A 19,229-nucleotide genomic window follows, 5' to 3' on the forward strand; every position below is an offset into this window, starting at 1 on the left:
CGCCTGCGGCTTGAGCGCTGCTGCTACGTGAGCGAGGAGACGAACGCGCCCCGGGCCGTGGCCTGGACGACGAGCGCCGGGCCGGAGGGGCTCTTGCTGTCGCGTACGGGGACGACGCCGGGGAAGTCGTCGCTGATCCCGACGCATTCGCCCCCATGGGAATTGCCGGAGCGGCGGGAACGTCGGCTGACGGCGGGGCGGTGAGCGTCAGGCGGCCCCGCTGAGAGCCTGGACGATCCGGAGCCACGTCTCGCCGTGCGGGTCGGCGTGCCGGACGCTGAGAGCGAGGATCTCCCTGAGCAGCCGGGCACGGGTCTCCTCGGGTGCGCGGGGGAGGAGCGTGGCCAGCTCGTCCGGCTCGACGCCCTCGACGGCTCCGGCGAGCACCATGCCCGCCTGGGCGTGGGTGAGGGAGGACAGCCTGTCGTCGAAGACCTGCCCCTCGACGGCCGCGGCGTGCAGCAGTGCGTTGCCGTCCCCGGCTGCCAACGCCCTTTCCACGTAAGCCTGGAGGGCGTCGCGGTCCTCGACGAGGCGGTACGCGGCGTCCAGTCCTTCGGCGCGGGCGACATCGAGGACGGCGACGTGCGCGAGCGGGGTGGCCTCGGACGGCTGGGCCTGGAGGACGCGCGGGTGGTCCTGGAGGAAGACCCGTGACTCCGCCCAGGTGGCGCAGTCCACCCACTCCGCCACCTGCTCCGCGAGGATCAGCGGATCGTAGGCGGCGGTCACGCCGTGGACGAGGACGGCCCTGCGGAGTGCGGCGTGCTGCCGTGCGGTGCGAGGGTCCAGGAGTGCCAGCTCTTCGAGGGCTGTCGCTGCCTCCTCGCGCTTGAGCACTTCGGCATTCTGGGACCAGACGTCGCGCGACCGGGGCCAGTTGGGCGCGAACATCCAGGAACTGACGAGGTCCAGAGTCTCCGGAGACAGGGCGAGCCAGGCCGGTGCGGGGGCGAAGGTCTCTTCTTCCCACGCGGTGCGTACGGCGTCGGTGTCGCTGCAGGCGCGAAGCGCCTGCCGGGCCCGTACGGTCACGGGGTCCGGCCCTCCCGTCCCTCCGGATTCCTTGTCCAGCAACGCCACCAGCTCACGTACGCCGCCCTCGGTCCGGGGGGCGGGGCAGGACAGGAGGAAGACGCCGCGCTCGACGCCGAGGCGGCGGGCGGTTGCGGGGTGGACTGCCGCGAAACCCTCCACGGCCTCGTCGAATGCGCAGATCGCCGATGTGTGGTCGTCCGTGCGGGTGAGAGCCTCGGCCAGGTTGTTGAGAGCGGTGACGAACACGGTCCCGAAGGCGCCAGGATTCGCCATGGCCAGGCTCCGCCGGATGGCGACGGCTTCCCGCGCTGTGGTCACCGCCCCGTCGTAGTCGCGGTTCTGCCCCAGGTACACGCCGAGGTTGTTGAGGGCGGTGGCGAGATCGGGAAGGAAGGCGTCGGCCTGGTCGGCGACGAGTTCACGCCATAGCCGCACGGACTCGTGCGCTGGTGACAGTGCTTTCTCCGGACTGCCTGTGGCGGCGAGACTCTCCGCAAGAGGGGTGAGGGCGCAGGCGAGGCCGGAGCGGAAGGCGGCCGGGTTCCGTGCGGTGAGCTCGCGGTGGATGGCAACGGATTCCTCCGCTGCCCGCAACGCGGCGGAGGGGTCCCCGGTGTCGTTGAGGTGGTTGGCCAGGTTGTTGAGCGTCGCGGCGAGGCCCAGGCGGAAGACAGGCCGCTGTGCGGCGAGTTCGCGCTGGAGGGCGAGGGCTTCTCGGGCCGATGCGAGCGCCCCCGAGACGTCGCCGACGACAGCACGGTTGCTGCCCAGGTGGCAGAGCGCCGTGGCGAGCTTGGCGGAGGAAGCGCCCGGGTCCCGCAGGACGAGGCGGCGACAGACGCTGACCGCTTCTTCGGCCTGGGGCAGGGCTGCCGTGGGCTCCCCGGCAGCGACGAGCGCCTTGGCGAGGTTGTGGAGGAAGTCGGCGAGCGCCGGGAGGTGTGCGGCCGTTTGTTCTGCGGCCAGTTCGCGCTGGATGCGTACGGCTTCTCGCATCAACGCCACGGCGGATTCCCGGTCTCCGGCGGTGGACGTTCCGGCCAGGGTGCTCAGGGACAGCGCGAGGTCCGCCCGGAACGCGCCGGGGTGCTCCGCAGCCAGCTTGGCGTACAGGCGCGCGGCCTCCCGAGCCGGGGCGCGCGCCCCCTTGGGGTCTCCGGCGGCGGAGATTCGCTGGGACAGATTGGTGAGGGCGCCGGCCAGACCGGGCAGGAACGCGGTCGGATGGCGCGAACCGAGGTCTCGGTAGATGCGTACCGCCTCCTGGGCGGACGCGAGGGCCCCCTCCCGGTCCCCGGCGTCGGCGCGGTGCGCGGACAAATTGTTCAGGGAGCGGGCCAACGGGAGCAGAGCGCCGGAGTGGCCTCGGGCCACGGCCCGCCGGATGCGGACCGCCTCCTCTGCGGGCGGCAGTGCGTCCGCGTGGGCGCCAGTCCTGCTGAGATTGCCTGCCAGATTGGTGAGGACGGCGGCGAGGCCGTCCAGGAATGCGCCGGGGTGGAGCGCGTCGAGTTCGCGGTAGATGCCGACCGCTTCCTTCGCGTGCGGCAGCGCGGCCCGGTGGTGTCCGTCGGAACCCAGGTGCGCCGCAAGGTTGGTGAGTGTACGGGCGAGACCCAGGCGGAAGGTTGTCGGGCTCTGCGTGGCGAGCTCGCGGTAGATGCGTACGGCCTCCCGCGCCGGATCGAGTGCGCCTTCCCGGTCGCCGACGCCTGCGAGGCGGTTGCCGAGGGCGCTGAGGGCGTCCGCGAGAGCCGGGAGCGTGCCGTCGGCCCCGGAATCGGCCCGTGCCCGCTGGACAAGGACTGCCTCCCGTGCGGGTGCCAGAGCCCCTGCGAGGTCGCCGGTGCCGGCGCAGCGGACGGAGACATTCATCAGGGCACGGGCCACCTCGGTCCGATGGCTTCCGGGAGATTCTCGCTCCAGTTCCTCGCACAGCGACAGCGACTCCCGCGCGGTGGACAGCGCACCGTCCAGATCCCCCTCCGCCCCGAGCCGCTCGGAGAAGCGGTGCAACGCCTCGGCCAGAACCGGCGTCGCGCCCGTCCCGCCCCGCTCCACCAGCCCCCGCAGCATCCCGATCCCCGTCGCACCCGCCCGCGCCGCATGCAGCGCGAGCCCCCGCACCACGTACGGATCGACCGCTCCCCGGTCGCCGCCCACCGCTCGCCGCTCGACGTGCGCGACGAGCGCGGCCAACGCCACCTCTCCGGCCTCGGAACCCCCCGGCACCTCCCGGTCCGCGAGATGTGACACGAACTCGCGGTGGTACAGGCGGTACACCGCCTGCCCGTCCTCGGAGTCCTCGACGATGTAGCGGCCGTAGGCGGACAGCACCCAGTCCACGTCGCTCTCGTCGTACGACACGTCACCGCCGCCCAGCGCTCCGGCGACCTCCTCCCACACGCCCCCGGCGGGCATGCCGCGCCCGACCGTCCACGCCAGCGCGGTCAGCAGATCCCGTGCGGCGGACGGCTGTTCGGTGCCGTCCGCCAGGACCCGTACCGGCCCGGCCCGCAAGTCCTCCTCGAACGCGGCCTCGATGGAGTCGGGGAGCCCGGCCGGCCACTGGCCCTCCTCGGCGGCACGACCCGCTGCCGACAGCGAGCCGGTCACCAGTCGCGCGAACAGGAATCCGCCGCCCACCGCCGTGGCACGCGCGGCGACCGCGTCGCCCGCCTCCCGCGCCCGGTCCTCCGGGACACCGGCCGCCGCGCACCGGCGGAACACGTACTCACCGATGTCCTCCTGCGTGTGCGGCTCCCGCTCCAGGTCCGCCGTGGTGACGCCCGTACCGATCAGCCGGGCCAGGGCGTCCGGCAGGGTCTCGTTCCCCTGCCCGTCCTCCTCGATACGGCTGCGGAACGCACGGTCGCGGGAGCCGAGCAGGACCGGGGTCGTCCGGCTGAGCGGGAAGACCAGCTCCTCGATCACGGCACGGAGGTGCTCGGCGGGTACTTCGTCCAGGCCGTCGAGCACCAGCACCGGCTGCGGGGACAACTCACGGAGCTCGCCCCGGAAGTCGTCCACGTTGCGGGGTTCCGGCAGTCCGAGTTGCCGGGCCAGCTCCGAGGCCGCCTGGAGAGGGCTCAGACCTCGCAGATGCACGGAGGCGAGGGAGCGGTCGGGGCGGAGGCCCGGGTCCGGGTCGTCCTCGCGCAGGCCCCCGTGCGCCTCGGTCTCCTTCCGCTGCACGGGATCGGTGAGCGTCGCGATCCGGCCCAGCACGGCCGACTTGCCGCAGCCCGCCGGGCCGGTCACCAGGAAGAGCCCGGCCTCGTCCGCCTCCAGCCATGCGGCGATCCGACCCAGCACCTCCTTCCGGCCCGTGAAGAACCAGCCCTCCTCGCGGTACCCGACCCCGCGCGCCGCGAGCACCAGGTGCTCCACCAGCCGGGCGGGAGCCCCGGGCACATGGCGCGGGTTCGGGAAGACCGGCCGCCCGGTGCCGAGGGTGGCGGGCACCGGTGTCCGGCCCTCTCCGTTCCATCGCTCACCCAGCGCGGCCAGCAGGTCCGGGCCGCTGACCAACGCGTTGTGGGCGCTCCATGCCGAGCGGTACTCGGTGGTGGCCGGGCCGGCCTTCAGCACCTGTGCCAACGCGGTGAGCAGAGGGCCGCTGCCGTCCGACGTCTCGTTGCGCCGACAACTCGCCATGATCCCGAACCACTTGACCTGGCCGGGCGGCGTGGAGGTGGCCTCCCAGCGCCGCAGGGCCTTCTCCAGGCCCCGGCCCACCGCGTCTCCCGCGTGGCAGGTGTCGATGAGCACCAGGATCTGGTCGGCGCCCGACGCCACCGCGTCATTGACCAGCGTCTCGGCCGAGACGCCCCGCTTGAGGGCGCGTGCGTCACGCGTCACCTGCTCGACGTCGAGATCCAGGTCACAGAGCGCGAGGCGCAGTTCGTCGTCGATCAGCACGCCGTGCCCCGACCAGACGATGATCGCGGGCTTCGCCGCTCCCGTCTCCCGCCAGCCCTCGCTCCAGGCGGTGAGGGCCTCGTCGAAGGCCGCCCAGGACGGGTTCCCGCCGCCCGCCACATGCGCCGCGATCCCCAGACCCTCCAGCAGTCCGGCGATCTCCTCCACCTGGGCCACCGCCCCGGTCAGCGGGGGAAAGCTCCGCCGGTCGGTGTACTCCTCACACGCCACGCACAGCGCCGTCCCCACCGGCTCGCGTCCGTCGTCGCCCGCCACGCCCGCCTCACGCACCATCGTCCGCCCCGCTCTCCAGTACCAGCACCAGCGCGGTCATCACGACATGGCCCGCGTTCCCCGTACTCACCCGCACCCGGTGCGGCCCGGCCGGCAGTCCGGCCAGGCGTGCCACGTAACGGCCCCCGCCCAGGTTGTTCAGCGTCCGCACCGGTCCGCCCCCGGCCGCCGCGAAGACGGCCACCCGGTCCTGGCCCCGTATGTCCGGCGGGACCGCGGCCCGCAGCTCGTACACCTCGCCCTCGGCGATCGCGTCCGGGGCGTCCACCACCAGCGGGATGTCCGCGGCCTCCGGACCCCGGTGGACCGGCGGGTCCGGGGTGAGCCAGTTGTAGAGGGCCTGGCGCAGCGCCGTGTTGTTCTGGAGCGAGCCGTGCTTCTCCCAGGGCGTGTACGCGGGCCGCCCCGCCGCCCCCACGTGGGCGCTGGAGAGTCTGGGCACGCGGCCGTCGCCGCCCTCGTCGGCCCCGTCGATCGTGAGCAGTCCGGTCAGCTTCTCGCCCTGGACCTCGGCGGTGGTCGGGGTCGGCTGGAGCACCCCGCTGATCGGTACGTACTCCACTCCGTACGCCGTCCCCGCCCCGGACTCCCGCAGCGCCTCGTGGAAGCGGGCGGCGTCCTTGAGCAGTGCCGCGTCGGTCCCGGGCAGGCCGGTCACCTCACGGGCGTATCGCAGCGGCTCGCCCGGCGCGGTGATCAGCGCGGCGTAGTCGGGGACGAGCTGGTGGAGGGACGGAAGGCTGCGGGCGAACGCGGTGAGGCCGACACCGGCCGGGCCTACCCCGTCGACCAGAGAGAGCAGGGCGTCCAGGGAGCCCCGGTACGGGGTTCCGAGCGTGATCACGCGGCGCGTCACCTCCGCGCCGCCGCACCGCTCCACGTACTGGCGGGTGACCAGGCCGCCCATCGAGTGGCAGACGAAGACGACCCGGGCCTCCGCCCGCTCCGGCGCCGAGGCTCGCCAGCGGCCGAGCTCCTCGTCCACCCGCTCGGCCAGCCGGTCCGCGTTGTAGCGGCAGGACAGCCGCCAGTCGTAGGCGAAGCCGATCAGGTTGGCGGGGGCGTCCGCTTCGTCCTCTTCGCCCCGGCGCCGGAGCGTGAAGTTGTCTTCCAGCCACTCCAGGAAGCCGTCGTAGCCGTCCACGAGCGTCCCGATGCCCAGCAGTCCGTGCAGGTCGCGCATCGGGCCGAGCGGGCGCACACCGTCGCCCGGGTGCTCGTCGCCCAGGTCCGGGGGCAGCGCCAGGCCCTTGACGGACCGGCCGAACGTACGGATCCCGCGGAGGAGGGCCGGGCCCGAGAGGCCCCAGACCTCGTGCCCGTCCGCGTCCGCCAGCCGGCTGCCGAGAATGCCCGGGACGACGACCACCATGTCGTCGACCCGGCTGCGAGACGTCATGTGGCGCCGTACCCCCGTGAATGTGCGCTGCTGCCGTGGATAAAGCAGCGTAATTACGGAGAGGGCTGTTCGAGTGCCAAATGGAGGAAACCAGTCGGCTCGGGAGGTTCCGTACCCGTACGAGAACGGAAGGCCCGGTCCACCGGCCGTTCAACGGTGGACCGGGCCTCACGGCCATGCCGCAAGCGGCACCCGCTACGGCAGCGCCAGCATCCGCTCCAGCGCCAGCTTCGCGTACTTCTCCGTCTCCGGGTCGACCTCGATCCGGTTGACCAGGTTCCCCTCGGCCAGCGACTCCAGGGCCCACACCAGGTGCGGCAGGTCGATCCGGTTCATCGTCGAGCAGAAGCACACCGTCTTGTCGAGGAAGACGATCTCCTTGTCCTCGGCCGCGAACCGGTTGGCCAGGCGGCGCACCAGGTTCAGCTCGGTGCCGATGGCCCACTTCGAGCCGGCCGGGGCCGCCTCCAGGGCCTTGATGATGTACTCCGTCGAGCCGACGTAGTCCGCCGCCGCCACGACCTCGTGCCTGCACTCCGGGTGCACCAGCACATTGACGCCCGGTATCCGCTCGCGCACGTCGGCGACGGACTCGACCGAGAAGCGCCCGTGCACCGAGCAGTGCCCGCGCCACAGGATCATCTTCGCGTCGCGCAGCTCCTCGGCGGTCAGGCCGCCGTTCGGCTTGTGCGGGTTGTACAGGACGCAGTCCTCCAGCGACATGCCCATGTCCCGGACCGCGGTGTTCCGCCCCAGGTGCTGGTCGGGCAGGAACAGGACCTTCTCCCTCTGCTCGAAGGCCCATTCCAGCGCCCGCTCCGCATTGGACGAGGTGCAGATCGTCCCGCCGTGCCGGCCGGTGAAGGCCTTGATGTCGGCGGAGGAGTTCATGTACGAGACCGGCACGACCTGCTCGGCGACCCCGGCCTCGGTCAGCACGTCCCAGCACTCGGCCACCTGCTCGGCGGTGGCCATGTCGGCCATGGAGCAGCCCGCCGCCAGGTCCGGCAGCACGACCTTCTGGTCGCCGGTGGTCAGGATGTCCGCGGACTCGGCCATGAAGTGCACGCCGCAGAAGACGATGTACTCCGCCTCCGGGCGCGCGGCCGCGTCCCGGGCGAGCTTGAAGGAGTCCCCGGTGACGTCGGCGAACTGGATGACCTCGTCGCGCTGGTAGTGGTGCCCGAGGACGAACACCTTGTCCCCGAGCTTCTCCTTGGCCGCGCGGGCACGCTCCACCAGGTCCGGGTCGGACGGGGAAGGAAGGTCGCCGGGGCACTCGACGCCGCGCTCGCTCCTCGGGTCGGCCTCGCGGCCGAGCAGGAGCAGGGCGAGGGGCGTCGGCTGGACGTCGAGGTCCTGGACGGGGTGGGCCGTGGTCACGTCACGCACCCTTTCTTCTCTGCGGAAATGCCTTTTCGTCTAATTGACGCTATCTATCATATCCGGTTCACGTCACTTTGACGATGGCCATAGTGTCGATGTGACGCATCCCCCGGGACGGCCGGTGTGCGAGCATGAATGGAACAGGCAAGCGCTCGGCTCGGAATGAATCCGAGGTCCCGTCGGTTGCAACGTCGGCAAGCAGTCTCCGTACAACCCGGGAGAGAAGCAGATGTCCGTATCGGACGAGACCACCACCGTGAGCGACGGCATCCTCCTGTCCGACGCCGCCGCAGCCAAGGTCAAGGGCCTGCTGGAGCAGGAAGGCCGTGACGACCTGGCGCTGCGCGTCGCCGTCCAGCCCGGCGGCTGCTCGGGCCTGCGCTACCAGCTCTTCTTCGACGAGCGTTCGCTCGACGGCGACGTCGTGAAGGACTTCGACGGCGTCAAGGTCGTCACCGACCGGATGAGCGCCCCGTACCTGGGCGGCGCCTCCATCGACTTCGTCGACACCATCGAGAAGCAGGGCTTCACGATCGACAACCCGAACGCCACGGGCTCCTGCGCCTGCGGCGACTCCTTCAACTAGGGTCCTCCGTTTGGATCGGGCCGGACCCCGCGAGCCCGGCGTGATCCCGACGAGAGGCCGCAGGGCCTGAAGGCGGCGGCGGAACCACACAGAGGCGGCGGGCCCCCGAGTGCCGGGGGGGCCCGCACCCCCCCCGGGGGCGGCGCCCCGGCCGGCGCGCCCCCCCCGCCTCTGTTGTGCACGGGCTCCGGCGTCAGGCGCGGGGCACGTCGTCGCCCGACGCGGCGTCGACCACCGTCCGGTCACCGAGCGGCGCGTCCAGCGTCACCGTTCGGGTCAGCTCCTTGGCGATCATGATGCAGGTCTTCTTCCCGGCCGGCTTCGACTCCGCCACCGCCACCCGCACCGCCGTCCCGCTCTCGGTCGCGCTCGCGGTGTACGTGCCGCACACCCCGCCCCAGAACGTCACCGACAGGGTCCTCCTCCCGTCGGTGCTGTACGACAGGATCTGCCGCGAGGGCCTTCCGGCGTCCCCCGGGGGCGGGGTCGCCGAGGAGGGCGCGGCCTTCGTCAGGTACGCGGGGTCCACGGCGATCTGCGACACGGTGGTGCCCGTGCCGCCCGTGGCCGGCCGCACCGAGAAGAGCCAGGACGGTACGAGCGTCTGCTTGCCCGCCACGTACTGTTTCGTCAGCCCGAACGCCGCCCTGTCGATCGTCACGGTCGTCGTCGGCCGCTCCGCACCGGTCCGCGTCCCGCAGTGGGCCGCCGGCGATTTCAGGCCGTCCCGCAGCGGTACGGGGGTGGCGCAGCCGCCGATGTCCGCGCGCCCGTCCGTCCGGGACGTCGCCCCGTTCAACTGCTTCAGCGCCTCGCCCGCGCTGATGACCGGGTAGCTGTCGCCCTTCTCCAGGTCCTTCAACTGCCCGCTGCCGCCGACGACTTCACCTTCGGAACTCACCTGGATCCCGGTCGACCAGCCATGGGTGGGTAGTCCGTCGACCATCGGGTCGGCGCTCACCACCCGTACCGAGCCCATGAGCCGGCGGGAGTCGAGGGCGGCACCGTCCTGGCCCACCGCCTTCAGGACCGGCGCCGCGGCAGCCCTGGCGGCGCTCTCGCCCACCGGGGATCCGCCGCCGCCCGGGGCCGTCTGCCTGCCCGAACAGGCCGTGGTCTTCACGCAGTTGTCCGTACCGCCGGAGCCGTACCGGGCGAAACTCCAGGTGCCGGGGGCCTGCTTGTCCACCCGGAGGACCGGGCCCGATCCGTCCCCCTCGGACCCCACCTTCCAGGACGTGCCCTCGGTTCGCGGCGTGCCCCCGAGGCCCAGCGCCTTCGCCAGCCGGGCCACCTCCGCCGCGGTCACCGTCCCCTCCGCGCGCCGCACCGCCGCCGTGCGCGGGCCCTCGGGCAGTTCGCCGGAGGCGCGGTAGACCACCCGGCCGCCGTGCGGATCGGGCTCGCCCGGTGCGATGCCCGGTGCGGCCCCGGGGGAGGATCCGCCGGGGGCCGCCGGGGCGCCCGCGCGTCCGTCCAGGGCCAGCGGGGGAGGGGTGGGCTCCCCGCGGTCGGCCGCGTTGCCGCCGCTCCTGCCGTCACCGTCCGCGGCGGTGGCGGCCCAGTACGCGCCGCCGCCGCCGGCCAGCAGTACGGCTGCCGCCACCGAGGCCACGGCGAGCGGCGAACGCCGCCGGGGGCCGGTCACGTCGTTGTCGGGTCGCTCGGTGCTCACCGGATCCGCTCCTTCGCCTGCGTTGCCGTCACAGGCCCTCACGCGGCCTGCCGTCCGTCCAGCGGGTGGGGGACAACGGTGGGACGGGGCGCAGGGGCGCTCGGTTCCCCCGGGGGCGTCGGGCGCGGTCGGTGCCGGTCTCAGTCGCCGTACTCGGACATGGCGTCGATCAGCCGCGCGGAGGCGGCCGGCACCGTCACACCGTGGATCAGGGACGGGGCGACCGGAGCGGGGGCGGACTTCGCGGGGACCACCCAGTGCGGAGCCATCCGCGCGCAGTCACCGCGCAGCTCGGCCAGGCTGATCTCGGACTCGCGCATGGCGCTGTGGTTCGACATGACCGCACCGTAGGCATTGCACGCCCTGAGAAGAAAGACCTACTATCGGGTAGTTTTCCCCCCTTCAGGGCACGCGTGCGAAGCGGGTAGCGTGAACTGTCACGCCGCCCCGGGAACGCAGTCACCCGTTCCCCCCGATCTCCGCAGGAGCAGTTTCCCGTGCGAATCGCAGTCACCGGCTCCATTGCCACCGATCACCTCATGACCTTCCCCGGCCGTTTTGCCGACCAGCTGGTCGCGGATCAGCTGCACACGGTCTCGCTCTCCTTCCTGGTCGACAACCTCGACGTGCGCCGGGGCGGTGTCGCCGCCAACATCTGCTTCGGCATGGGCCTGCTCGGCACCCGTCCGATCCTGGTCGGCGCCGCGGGCTCCGACTTCGACGAGTACCGCGCCTGGCTGGACCGCCACGGCGTCGACACGGGCTCGGTCCGGATCTCCGAGGTCCTGCACACCGCGCGCTTCGTCTGCACGACGGACGCGGACCACAACCAGATCGGCTCCTTCTACACGGGCGCGATGAGCGAGGCCCGGCTCATCGAGCTGAAGGCCGTCGCCGACCGCGTCGGCGGCCTCGACCTCGTCTCCATCGGCGCCGACGACCCCGAGGGGATGCTCCGCCACACCGAGGAGTGCCGCTCGCGCGGCATCCCGTTCGCCGCGGACTTCTCGCAGCAGATCGCCCGGATGAACGGCGACGAGATCCGGATCCTCCTCGACGGGGCCACGTACCTCTTCTCCAACGAGTACGAGAAGGGGCTCATCGAGGCCAAGACCGGCTGGAGCGACGAGCAGATCCTGGCCAAGGTCGGCCACCGGGTCACCACGCTCGGCGCCCGCGGTGTCCGGATCGAGCGGGCCGGCCACGAGGCCATCGAGGTCGGCTGCCCGGAGGAGGAGATCAAGGCCGACCCGACCGGTGTCGGCGACGCCTTCCGCGCCGGTTTCCTCTCCGGTCTCGCCTGGGGCGTCGGCCTGGAGCGCGCCGCCCAGGTCGGCTGCATGCTCGCCACCCTGGTCATCGAGACCGTCGGCACCCAGGAGTACACCCTGCGCCGCGCCCACTTCATGGACCGCTTCACCAAGGCGTACGGCCACGCGGCCGCCGCCGAGGTCCACACGCACCTGGGCTGACCCCGGAGAACCTCAGGTGAGCCGGCGGACCACATGGGCCGAGCCGCGGTCCGCCGGCTCCTCGCCCACGTACTCCTGCTCGCGCATCACGCACCAGGCGGGGATGTCCAGGTGCGCCGCCTCGTCGTCGGAGAGCACGGTCACCGTCCCGCCCAGCGGTACCTCCCCGATCACCTTTGCGAGCTCGATCACGGGGATCGGGCACCGCCTCCCGAGGGCATCGACCACCAGGGACGGTGCCGCGGCGGGGGAGGGGGGAGCCGAAACGGGTGCTCCCAGCCTCTCCCGCACCTCCGCCACCACCCGGGGCAGCACGTCCAGGAAGCGGTCGACGTCCTCGTCCGCCGTGCCGGACGGCAGCGACACCCGTACGTTCCCCTCCGACAGCACCCCCATCGCCTTGAGCACATGGCTCGGAATCAGCGTGCTGCTGGTGCAGGAGGAGCCGGACGACACGGAGAAACCGGCCCGGTCCAGCTCGTGGAGCAGTGTCTCTCCGTCGACATAGAGACAGGAGAAGGTCACCAGATGCGGCAGCCGCCGCACCGGATCGCCGACCACCTCCACATCGGGCACCAACTGCGGCATCCGGGCCCTGATGCGGTCCACCAGGGCCCGCAGCCGTACGGATTCGGCCACCGCCTCCGTCCGCACCGCCCGCAGCGACGCCGCCGCGGCCACGATCGCCGGAAGGTTCTCGAACCCCGCGGCCCGACCGGACTCCCGTTCGCCGGCCGGTCCTTGAGCCGCGAACCGCACCCCCTTGCGCACCGCCAGCAGCCCGACCCCCGAGGGCCCGCCCCACTTGTGCGCGCTGGCCGCCAGCAGCGACCAGCCGTCCGGCACCCGCCCCCAGCCCAGCGACTGCGCGGCGTCCACCAGCAGCGGCACCCCCGCCGCCCGGCAGACCTCCGCCACCTCGCCCACCGGCTGCTCGGTGCCGACCTCGTGATTGGCCGACTGCAGACAGGCCAGTGCGGTGTCCTCGCACAGCGCGTCCGCGTAGGCCGCCGCGCTCACCGCCCCCGACCGGTCGACCGCGACCTCGGAGACCGATCCGCCCCCCGCCTCATGGGCGGCGGCCGAATGGAGCACCGACGAGTGCTCGACCGAGGAGACGACCAGATGGCGGCCGACACGCCGACGCCCCGCAAGCGCTCCGGACATCCCGGAGTGCACCGCCAGGGTCCCCGAAGGAGTGAACGTGAGCTCGTCCGGACGGCACCCCACGGCCTCCGCGGCGGCCTCCCGGGCCGCGTCGAGCAGCAGCCGGGCCCGCCGCCCCTCGCGGTAGAGCCTGGCCGGGTCGGCCCACCCCTCGTCCAGCGCGGCAAGCAGCGCCTGGCGGGCGACGGGGTGGAGGGGGGCGGAGGAAGCGGCGTCGAAGTAGGGCACGCCGCCACGCTAGCCCGCGCCGGGGCCGGGCCCGGGGAGGGGCCGCCCGGACGGCCGGGAGAGGGGGCGTCAGATGGCGGCCGGAGGCCCGTATTCCACCCCTTCGGGGACTCGGGCGGCGCGTTGGGCACCCTCCCCGCGCGACCCCAAATGGCGTCCAGTAGGGTTTGGTCCGCATAAACATCCAAACCCCTGCCCGCGTCAGGGCGGCGACCGACCAGAAAGACGGCCGCGCCGACCGCGCGGGCGAGACTCTCGGGAAGGCGCTACGTGAGTCCCAACGGCTCCGACCGCTCGTCGCGGCGCCCGATGCGGCGGAAGCTGCCGCAGGTGCTGACTGCGGGCCTGATCCTGGCGACCGCAACCGGTTGCACATACAAGGACTTCCCCCGCCTTGGTATGCCCACGCCGGTAACGGAAGAGGCACCTAGGATCCTTTCCCTCTGGCAGGGCTCGTGGGCGGCAGCGCTCGCCACGGGTGTGCTGGTCTGGGGTCTGATCCTGTGGAGCGTCATCTTCCACCGGCGCAGTCGCACCAAGGTCGAGGTTCCTCCGCAGACCAGGTACAACATGCCCATCGAGGCGCTGTACACCGTGGTCCCTCTGATCATCGTCTCGGTGTTGTTCTACTTCACCGCGCGCGATGAATCGAAGCTCCTCACGCTCTCCCCGAAGCCCGCCCACACGGTCAACGTGGTCGGCTACCAGTGGAGCTGGGGATTCAACTACATCGAGAACGTGGACGGCTCGACCGCCACGGGCAACAAGATCCCCAAGGAACTGGACGCCATCCCGGACCGGTTCCGCAAGGACTTCCCCAAGGGTGCCGAGGGCGTCTACGACTACGGCATCCCGGGAACGCGGAACCCGCAGAACGGCCACCCGGGTCCGACCCTGTGGCTGCCGAAGGGCGAGAAGGTCCGCTTCGTCCTGACTTCGCGTGACGTCATCCACTCCTTCTGGGTGGTGCCGTTCCTCATGAAGCAGGACGTCATTCCGGGCCACACCAACGCCTTCGAGGTGACTCCCAACCAGGAGGGCACCTTCATGGGCAAGTGCGCCGAGCTCTGCGGCGTCGACCACTCCCGGATGCTCTTCAACGTCAAGGTCGTCTCCCCGGAGCGCTACCAGGCGCACCTCAAGGAGCTGGCGAAGAAGGGCCAGACGGGCTACGTGCCGGCCGGCATCGAGCAGACTGACCCGGCCAGGAATGCGGAGACGAACAAACTGTGAGCATCCTCAACGAACCTCAGGGTGCCGCGGCAGCAGACGACTCGTACGAGGACGAGCTGCCGGTCCGGCGCAAGCAGCCGGGAAACGTCGTCATCAAGTGGCTGACCACCACTGACCACAAGACGATCGGCACGATGTACCTGGTCACATCGTTCGCGTTCTTCTGCATCGGCGGTCTGATGGCGCTCTTCATGCGCGCCGAACTGGCCCGTCCCGGCACGCAGATCATGTCGAACGAGCAGTTCAACCAGGCGTTCACGATGCACGGCACGATCATGCTGCTGATGTTCGCGACGCCGCTGTTCGCCGGATTCGCGAACTGGATCATGCCGTTGCAGATCGGTGCGCCCGATGTGGCGTTCCCGCGGCTGAACATGTTCGCGTACTGGCTGTACCTCTTCGGCTCGATCATCGCGGTGGCCGGCTTCCTCACCCCGCAGGGTGCGGCGGACTTCGGCTGGTTCGCCTACTCCCCGCTCTCGGACGCGGTCCGTTCGCCGGGTGTCGGCGCCGACATGTGGATCATGGGTCTGGCCTTCTCCGGCTTCGGCACGATCCTCGGCTCGGTCAACTTCATCACCACGATCATCTGCATGCGTGCCCCTGGCATGACGATGTTCCGCATGCCGATCTTCGTCTGGAACGTCCTGCTGACCGGTGTGCTGGTCCTGCTGGCCTTCCCGGTTCTCGCCGCCGCGCTCTTCGCGCTGGAGGCGGACCGCAAATTCGGTGCGCATGTATTCGATGCGGCCAATGGCGGCGCATTGCTCTGGCAACACCTCTTCTGGTTCTTCGGCCATCCAGAGGTGTACATCATCGCCCTGCCATTCTTCGGAATCATTTCCGAAGTGATCCCGGTGTTCAGCCGCAAGCCGATGTTCGGCTACATCGGCCTGATCAGCGCGACGATCGCGATCGCGGGCCTCTCCGTGACCGTGTGGGCGCACCACATGTACGTCACCGGCGGTGTGCTGCTGCCGTTCTTCTCGTTCATGACATTCCTCATCGCGGTACCGACCGGTGTGAAGTTCTTCAACTGGATCGGCACGATGTGGAAGGGATCGCTGTCCTTCGAGACACCGATGCTCTGGGCCGTCGGCTTCCTGATCACCTTCACCTTCGGTGGTCTGACCGGTGTGATCCTGGCGTCGCCCCCGATGGACTTCCACGTCTCGGACTCGTACTTCGTCGTCGCGCACTTCCACTACGTCATCTTCGGCACCGTGGTCTTCGCGATGTTCTCCGGATTCCACTTCTGGTGGCCGAAGTTCACCGGGAAGATGCTGGACGAGCGGCTCGGCAAGATCACGTTCTGGACGCTGTTCGTGGGCTTCCACGGCACGTTCCTGGTGCAGCACTGGCTGGGTGCCGAGGGCATGCCGCGTCGTTACGCGGACTACCTCGCCGCGGACGGCTTCACCGCGCTGAACACGATCTCGACGATCTCCTCGTTCCTGCTCGGCCTGTCGATGCTGCCGTTCTTCTACAACGTGTGGAAGACCGCCAAGTACGGCAAGAAGGTCGAGGTCGACGACCCGTGGGGCTACGGCCGTTCGCTGGAGTGGGCGACCTCCTGCCCGCCGCCGCGGCACAACTTCCTCACCCTGCCGCGGATCCGTTCCGAATCCCCGGCGTTCGACCTGCACCACCCGGAGATCGCGGCGCTCGAACTGCTGGAGCACCCCTCCGAGGGTGACAAGGCCCTCGCTGGTGGCAAGGAGGCCGGCAAGTGAAGATCCAGGGCAAGATGTTCCTCTGGCTGAGCGTCTTCATCCTCGCCATGGCCGTCACGTACGGCGTGTGGTCGAAGGAGCCGGCCGGTACCACCGCGCTCGTCCTGGCCTTCGGCCTGAGCGTCATGATCGGCTTCTACCTGGCCTTCACGGCGCAGCGGGTCGACGCCATGGCTCAGGACAACAAAGAGGCCGATGTCGCGGACGAGGCCGGCGAGGTGGGGTTCTTCTCCCCGCACAGCTGGCAGCCGCTCTCGCTGGCCGTCGGCGGTGCCCTCGCCTTCCTGGGCATCGTCTTCGGCTGGTGGCTGCTCTACTTCTCGGCCCCGATGATCCTGATCGGCCTGTTCGGCTGGGTCTTCGAGTACTACCGCGGTGAGAACCGCACCCAGTGACCTCGCGTCACCGCTCCACCTGACGGGGGGCCCGTACTTCTCCACCAAAAGAAGTACGGGCCCCCCGTTCGCAGTCACATTGCGCGCTAATAGGGATGAATCTCCATAACGTGTGTTCATGGACCACACGCCGCGCTTCCGCCCCGTAGTGAGCAGCATCCTGCTGGTCGTGACCCTGGTCGCTGGTGTGACCGCCTGCGGGGGGTCGGGCGGCCACCCGCTCGCGGCGAAACCGTACGACGCGGTGGACGAGATCTCCTCCAACATCCCCGCGGGCGACGAGAAGGCCGACTCCGAGAAGCCGCTCGAAGTCACCGTCGACGACGACGGGCGGATCACGGACGTGTCGGCCGTGGACGCGACCGGCCGCCACGTGGCCGGCGAGCTCGACGCCGACGGGAGGCGCTGGCGCTCCACCTCACCGCTCGCCGCCGGCACCCACTACACCGTCCGGGTCAGCATGGAGGACGACGACGGCGACCCGGGCAGCCGCACGCTCTCCTTCGAGACCGCCACCGCCCGGGCCAAGAAGCTCCTGAAGGTCACCTTCGGCCCTCAGGCGGGCACCTACGGCGTCGGGCAGCCCATCACGGCGGAACTCAGTGCCCCGGTCAAGGACAAGGCGTCCAGGGCCGTCGTGGAGCGTGCCCTGCGGGTCCGCTCCAAGCCCGCCGTGACCGGCTCCTGGTACTGGGTCGACGACAAGATCCTGCACTACCGGCCCAAGGAGTACTGGCCCGCCAAGGCCACCATCGACGTGACCAGCGGCCTGGCCGGCATCAAGGTCACCGACACCCTCTACGGAGCCCCGTCGAAGGCGCTGAAGCTGACCACGGGCGACCGCGTCGAGGCCATCACGGACGCCGCCGCGCACACGATGACCGTCAAGCGCAACGGGAAAGTGATCAACACCATTCCGGTGACCACCGGCAAACCCGGCTTCTCCACTCGAAACGGCGTCAAGGTCGTGCTGAGCAAGGAGTACTCCGTACGCATGCGCGGAGAGACGATCGGCATCTCGGAGAACTCGGACGACTCGTACGACCTGCTGGTCTACTACGCGACCCGCGTCACCTGGAGCGGCGAGTACGTGCACGCGGCCCCCTGGTCCACCGGTTCGCAGGGGTACGCGAACGTCAGCCACGGCTGTACGGGCATGAGCACCAGCCTCGCCGAGTGGTTCTTCAACACCGTGCGCACGGGCGACGTCGTCCAGGTCGTCGGCAGCCAGGGCGAGACGATGACGCCGTTCGACAACGGCTTCGGCGACTGGAACCTGTCCTGGGCGAAATGGCAGCAGGGCAGTGCGCTGCAGAAGAACGCCACCCCGGACCGCTCGGACACGATCCAGGCGGCGCGGCTGCGCCCCGAGGTCTGACCGGCCCGGGGGGTGCGCGCCTCCCCGGCGGGACCGCACGCGGGACCGCGGACAGGGGCGCGGCGGTCCTCAGGCGTCCACGCAGTCCCTGCTGCGCAGCAGGGACGCCAGGGCGTCCGCGAACTCGACCGGTTCGACCGGCAGGGTCACCGCGGCGTCCGCGCGGCTCCAGGTGGCCAGCCAGGCGTCCTGGGGGCGTCCCATCAGCAGCAGCACGGGCGGGCAGTGGAAGATCTCGTCCTTGATCTGCCTGCAGACGCCCATGCCGCCCGCGGGAGCCGTCTCGCCGTCCAGGACGCAGACGTCGATGCCTCCGTTGTCCAGCGCGTCCAGGACGGCGGGCAGCGTGGCGCACTCCAGGAACTCCACCGGTGGTACGTCGGCCGCGGGCCTGCGCCCGGCTGCCAGCCTCACCTGCTCACGGATGTTGGCGTCGTCGCTGTAGACCAGGACCGTGGCGGTCGGCTGCATTGTTCCTCCGTGACATCTGTGTCTTCGGGGCTTTCCGGGCATGAACCGATGCGCGGATCGTACTCTGCCGGATGGCCTGTCAGCACCGCTCGGGACAGGGGATTCATGGGCCGTTCGGGGAGGGCACACCCTGTTGACACACCGAACGGCACCCCCCGGAGTGAGGGCGGGATAAGGGACCGACATAATGTCGGTCGTGGCGACAGCAACGACAGTAGAAACCGGGCACGCGCACCCGTCGGTCAATCGACCGAACCTCACCAGCGTCGGAACCATCATCTGGTTGAGTTCCGAGCTGATGTTCTTCGCGGCCCTCTTCGCGATGTACTTCACCCTGCGATCGGTGATGGGACCCGACCACTGGAAGGAAATGGCTTCGGCCCTGAACTTCCCGTTCTCGGCGACGAACACCACGATCCTGGTGCTCTCCTCACTCACCTGCCAGCTCGGCGTCTTCGCCGCGGAGCGGGGCGACGTGAAGAAGCTCCGTACCTGGTTCACGATCACTTTCGTGATGGGTGCGATCTTCATCGGAGGCCAGGTCTTCGAGTACACCGAGCTGGTGAAGAAGGACGGCCTCTCGCTGTCCTCCGACCCGTACGGCTCGGTGTTCTACCTGACGACCGGCTTCCACGGGCTGCACGTGACAGGCGGTCTCATCGCCTTCCTGCTCGTTCTGGGCAGGACATACGCAGCCAAGAGGTTCACCCACGAACAGGCGACCGCAGCCATCGTCGTGTCCTATTACTGGCACTTCGTCGATGTCGTGTGGATCGGCCTCTTCGCCACGATCTACATGATCAAGTAACCGGGCTCGAACCCGAACCACATCCAGCATCGACGCAGAAGATCC

General features: G+C 70.5%; 14 protein-coding genes and 1 pseudogene. 7 read left to right on the forward strand and 8 right to left on the reverse strand.

The features are described 5' to 3' along the window. Positions 1–23 precede the first annotated feature (23 nt). From ACFVT1_RS20290 to nadA, 4 genes and pseudogenes are all read right to left on the reverse strand, one after another. A pseudogene (locus ACFVT1_RS20290) lies at positions 24–185 on the reverse strand (DUF397 domain-containing protein); the annotation flags it as partial. A 22-nt stretch (positions 186–207) separates the two neighbouring features. After that, positions 208–5,253, reverse strand: a complete 5,046-nt coding sequence (locus tag ACFVT1_RS20295; RefSeq protein WP_389797216.1) for a tetratricopeptide repeat protein — start codon at positions 5,251–5,253, stop codon at positions 208–210. Further along, positions 5,243–6,652, reverse strand: coding sequence for a hypothetical protein (locus tag ACFVT1_RS20300; RefSeq protein WP_389797218.1), 1,410 nt, complete (start codon positions 6,650–6,652; stop codon positions 5,243–5,245). The genes ACFVT1_RS20295 and ACFVT1_RS20300 overlap by 11 nt, the downstream gene beginning before the upstream one ends. 195 nt (positions 6,653–6,847) lie before the next feature. Next, positions 6,848–8,044: a quinolinate synthase NadA gene (gene nadA / locus ACFVT1_RS20305; RefSeq protein ID WP_389797220.1), complete on the reverse strand. Its 1,197-nt coding sequence runs from the start codon at positions 8,042–8,044 to the stop codon at positions 6,848–6,850. Between the two features lie 223 nt (positions 8,045–8,267). Here nadA and ACFVT1_RS20310 point away from each other — a divergent pair, with 223 nt between their 5' ends. Beyond that, positions 8,268–8,624: an iron-sulfur cluster assembly accessory protein gene (locus ACFVT1_RS20310; protein WP_072483280.1), complete on the forward strand. Its 357-nt coding sequence runs from the start codon at positions 8,268–8,270 to the stop codon at positions 8,622–8,624. 193 nt (positions 8,625–8,817) lie between these two features. Here the strand turns inward: ACFVT1_RS20310 and ACFVT1_RS20315 are convergent, their stop codons facing one another. Both ACFVT1_RS20315 and ACFVT1_RS20320 read right to left on the reverse strand, forming a co-directional pair. After that, a complete protein-coding gene (locus ACFVT1_RS20315; protein WP_389797223.1) occupies positions 8,818–10,299 on the reverse strand; it encodes a hypothetical protein in 1,482 nt (493 codons plus the stop codon). A 140-nt stretch (positions 10,300–10,439) separates the two neighbouring features. Further along, positions 10,440–10,637, reverse strand: a complete 198-nt coding sequence (locus ACFVT1_RS20320) for a hypothetical protein (RefSeq protein WP_362204390.1) — start codon at positions 10,635–10,637, stop codon at positions 10,440–10,442. A 159-nt stretch (positions 10,638–10,796) separates the two neighbouring features. Here ACFVT1_RS20320 and ACFVT1_RS20325 point away from each other — a divergent pair, with 159 nt between their 5' ends. Further along, complete coding sequence (locus tag ACFVT1_RS20325; RefSeq protein ID WP_389797226.1) at positions 10,797–11,771, forward strand: carbohydrate kinase family protein; 975 nt, start codon at positions 10,797–10,799, stop codon at positions 11,769–11,771. 12 nt (positions 11,772–11,783) lie between these two features. Here the strand turns inward: ACFVT1_RS20325 and ACFVT1_RS20330 are convergent, their stop codons facing one another. Further along, positions 11,784–13,166 (reverse strand): cysteine desulfurase/sulfurtransferase TusA family protein, encoded by a 1,383-nt coding sequence (locus ACFVT1_RS20330; RefSeq protein WP_389797228.1) that lies wholly within the window; start codon positions 13,164–13,166, stop codon positions 11,784–11,786. A 270-nt stretch (positions 13,167–13,436) separates the two neighbouring features. On the opposite strand from ACFVT1_RS20330, the gene coxB reads away from it, so the two are divergent. From coxB to ACFVT1_RS20350, 4 genes are all read left to right on the forward strand, one after another. Then, positions 13,437–14,399 carry a cytochrome c oxidase subunit II gene (coxB, locus tag ACFVT1_RS20335; protein WP_389797231.1) on the forward strand — a complete coding sequence of 321 codons (963 nt, stop codon included), beginning with the start codon at positions 13,437–13,439 and terminating at the stop codon, positions 14,397–14,399. Next, complete coding sequence (gene ctaD, locus ACFVT1_RS20340; protein WP_389797234.1) at positions 14,396–16,132, forward strand: cytochrome c oxidase subunit I; 1,737 nt, start codon at positions 14,396–14,398, stop codon at positions 16,130–16,132. The genes coxB and ctaD overlap by 4 nt, the downstream gene beginning before the upstream one ends. Further along, entirely contained in the window at positions 16,129–16,527 is a 399-nt protein-coding gene (locus ACFVT1_RS20345) for a cytochrome c oxidase subunit 4 (RefSeq protein WP_362204405.1), read from the forward strand. The genes ctaD and ACFVT1_RS20345 overlap by 4 nt, the downstream gene beginning before the upstream one ends. A 118-nt stretch (positions 16,528–16,645) precedes the next feature. Then, positions 16,646–17,905, forward strand: a complete 1,260-nt coding sequence (locus tag ACFVT1_RS20350) for an Ig-like domain-containing protein (protein ID WP_389797236.1) — start codon at positions 16,646–16,648, stop codon at positions 17,903–17,905. A 69-nt stretch (positions 17,906–17,974) separates the two neighbouring features. Here ACFVT1_RS20350 and ACFVT1_RS20355 read toward each other — a convergent pair whose 3' ends face one another. Next, entirely contained in the window at positions 17,975–18,376 is a 402-nt protein-coding gene (locus tag ACFVT1_RS20355) for a hypothetical protein (RefSeq protein WP_389797238.1), read from the reverse strand. 187 nt (positions 18,377–18,563) lie between these two features. On the opposite strand from ACFVT1_RS20355, the gene ACFVT1_RS20360 reads away from it, so the two are divergent. Beyond that, positions 18,564–19,184: a heme-copper oxidase subunit III gene (locus tag ACFVT1_RS20360; RefSeq protein ID WP_389797241.1), complete on the forward strand. Its 621-nt coding sequence runs from the start codon at positions 18,564–18,566 to the stop codon at positions 19,182–19,184. Positions 19,185–19,229: the final 45 nt, after the last annotated feature.

The organism is Streptomyces sp. NPDC057963 (genome assembly GCF_042887155.1).
Taxonomy (GTDB): domain Bacteria; phylum Actinomycetota; class Actinomycetes; order Streptomycetales; family Streptomycetaceae; genus Streptomyces.

Bases quoted from the DNA above. Each gene is read 5' to 3' on its own strand.
- ACFVT1_RS20295 (WP_389797216.1), bottom strand. From the start codon at position 5,253: ATGGTGCGTGAGGCGGGCGTGGCGGGCGACGACGGACGCGAGCCGGTG.
- ACFVT1_RS20300 (WP_389797218.1), bottom strand. From the start codon at position 6,652: ATGACGTCTCGCAGCCGGGTCGACGACATGGTGGTCGTCGTCCCGGGC.
- ACFVT1_RS20310 (WP_072483280.1), top strand. From the start codon at position 8,268: ATGTCCGTATCGGACGAGACCACCACCGTGAGCGACGGCATCCTCCTG.
- ACFVT1_RS20320 (WP_362204390.1), bottom strand. From the start codon at position 10,637: ATGTCGAACCACAGCGCCATGCGCGAGTCCGAGATCAGCCTGGCCGAG.
- ACFVT1_RS20350 (WP_389797236.1), top strand. From the start codon at position 16,646: ATGGACCACACGCCGCGCTTCCGCCCCGTAGTGAGCAGCATCCTGCTG.
- ACFVT1_RS20355 (WP_389797238.1), bottom strand. From the start codon at position 18,376: ATGCAGCCGACCGCCACGGTCCTGGTCTACAGCGACGACGCCAACATC.
- ACFVT1_RS20360 (WP_389797241.1), top strand. From the start codon at position 18,564: ATGTCGGTCGTGGCGACAGCAACGACAGTAGAAACCGGGCACGCGCAC.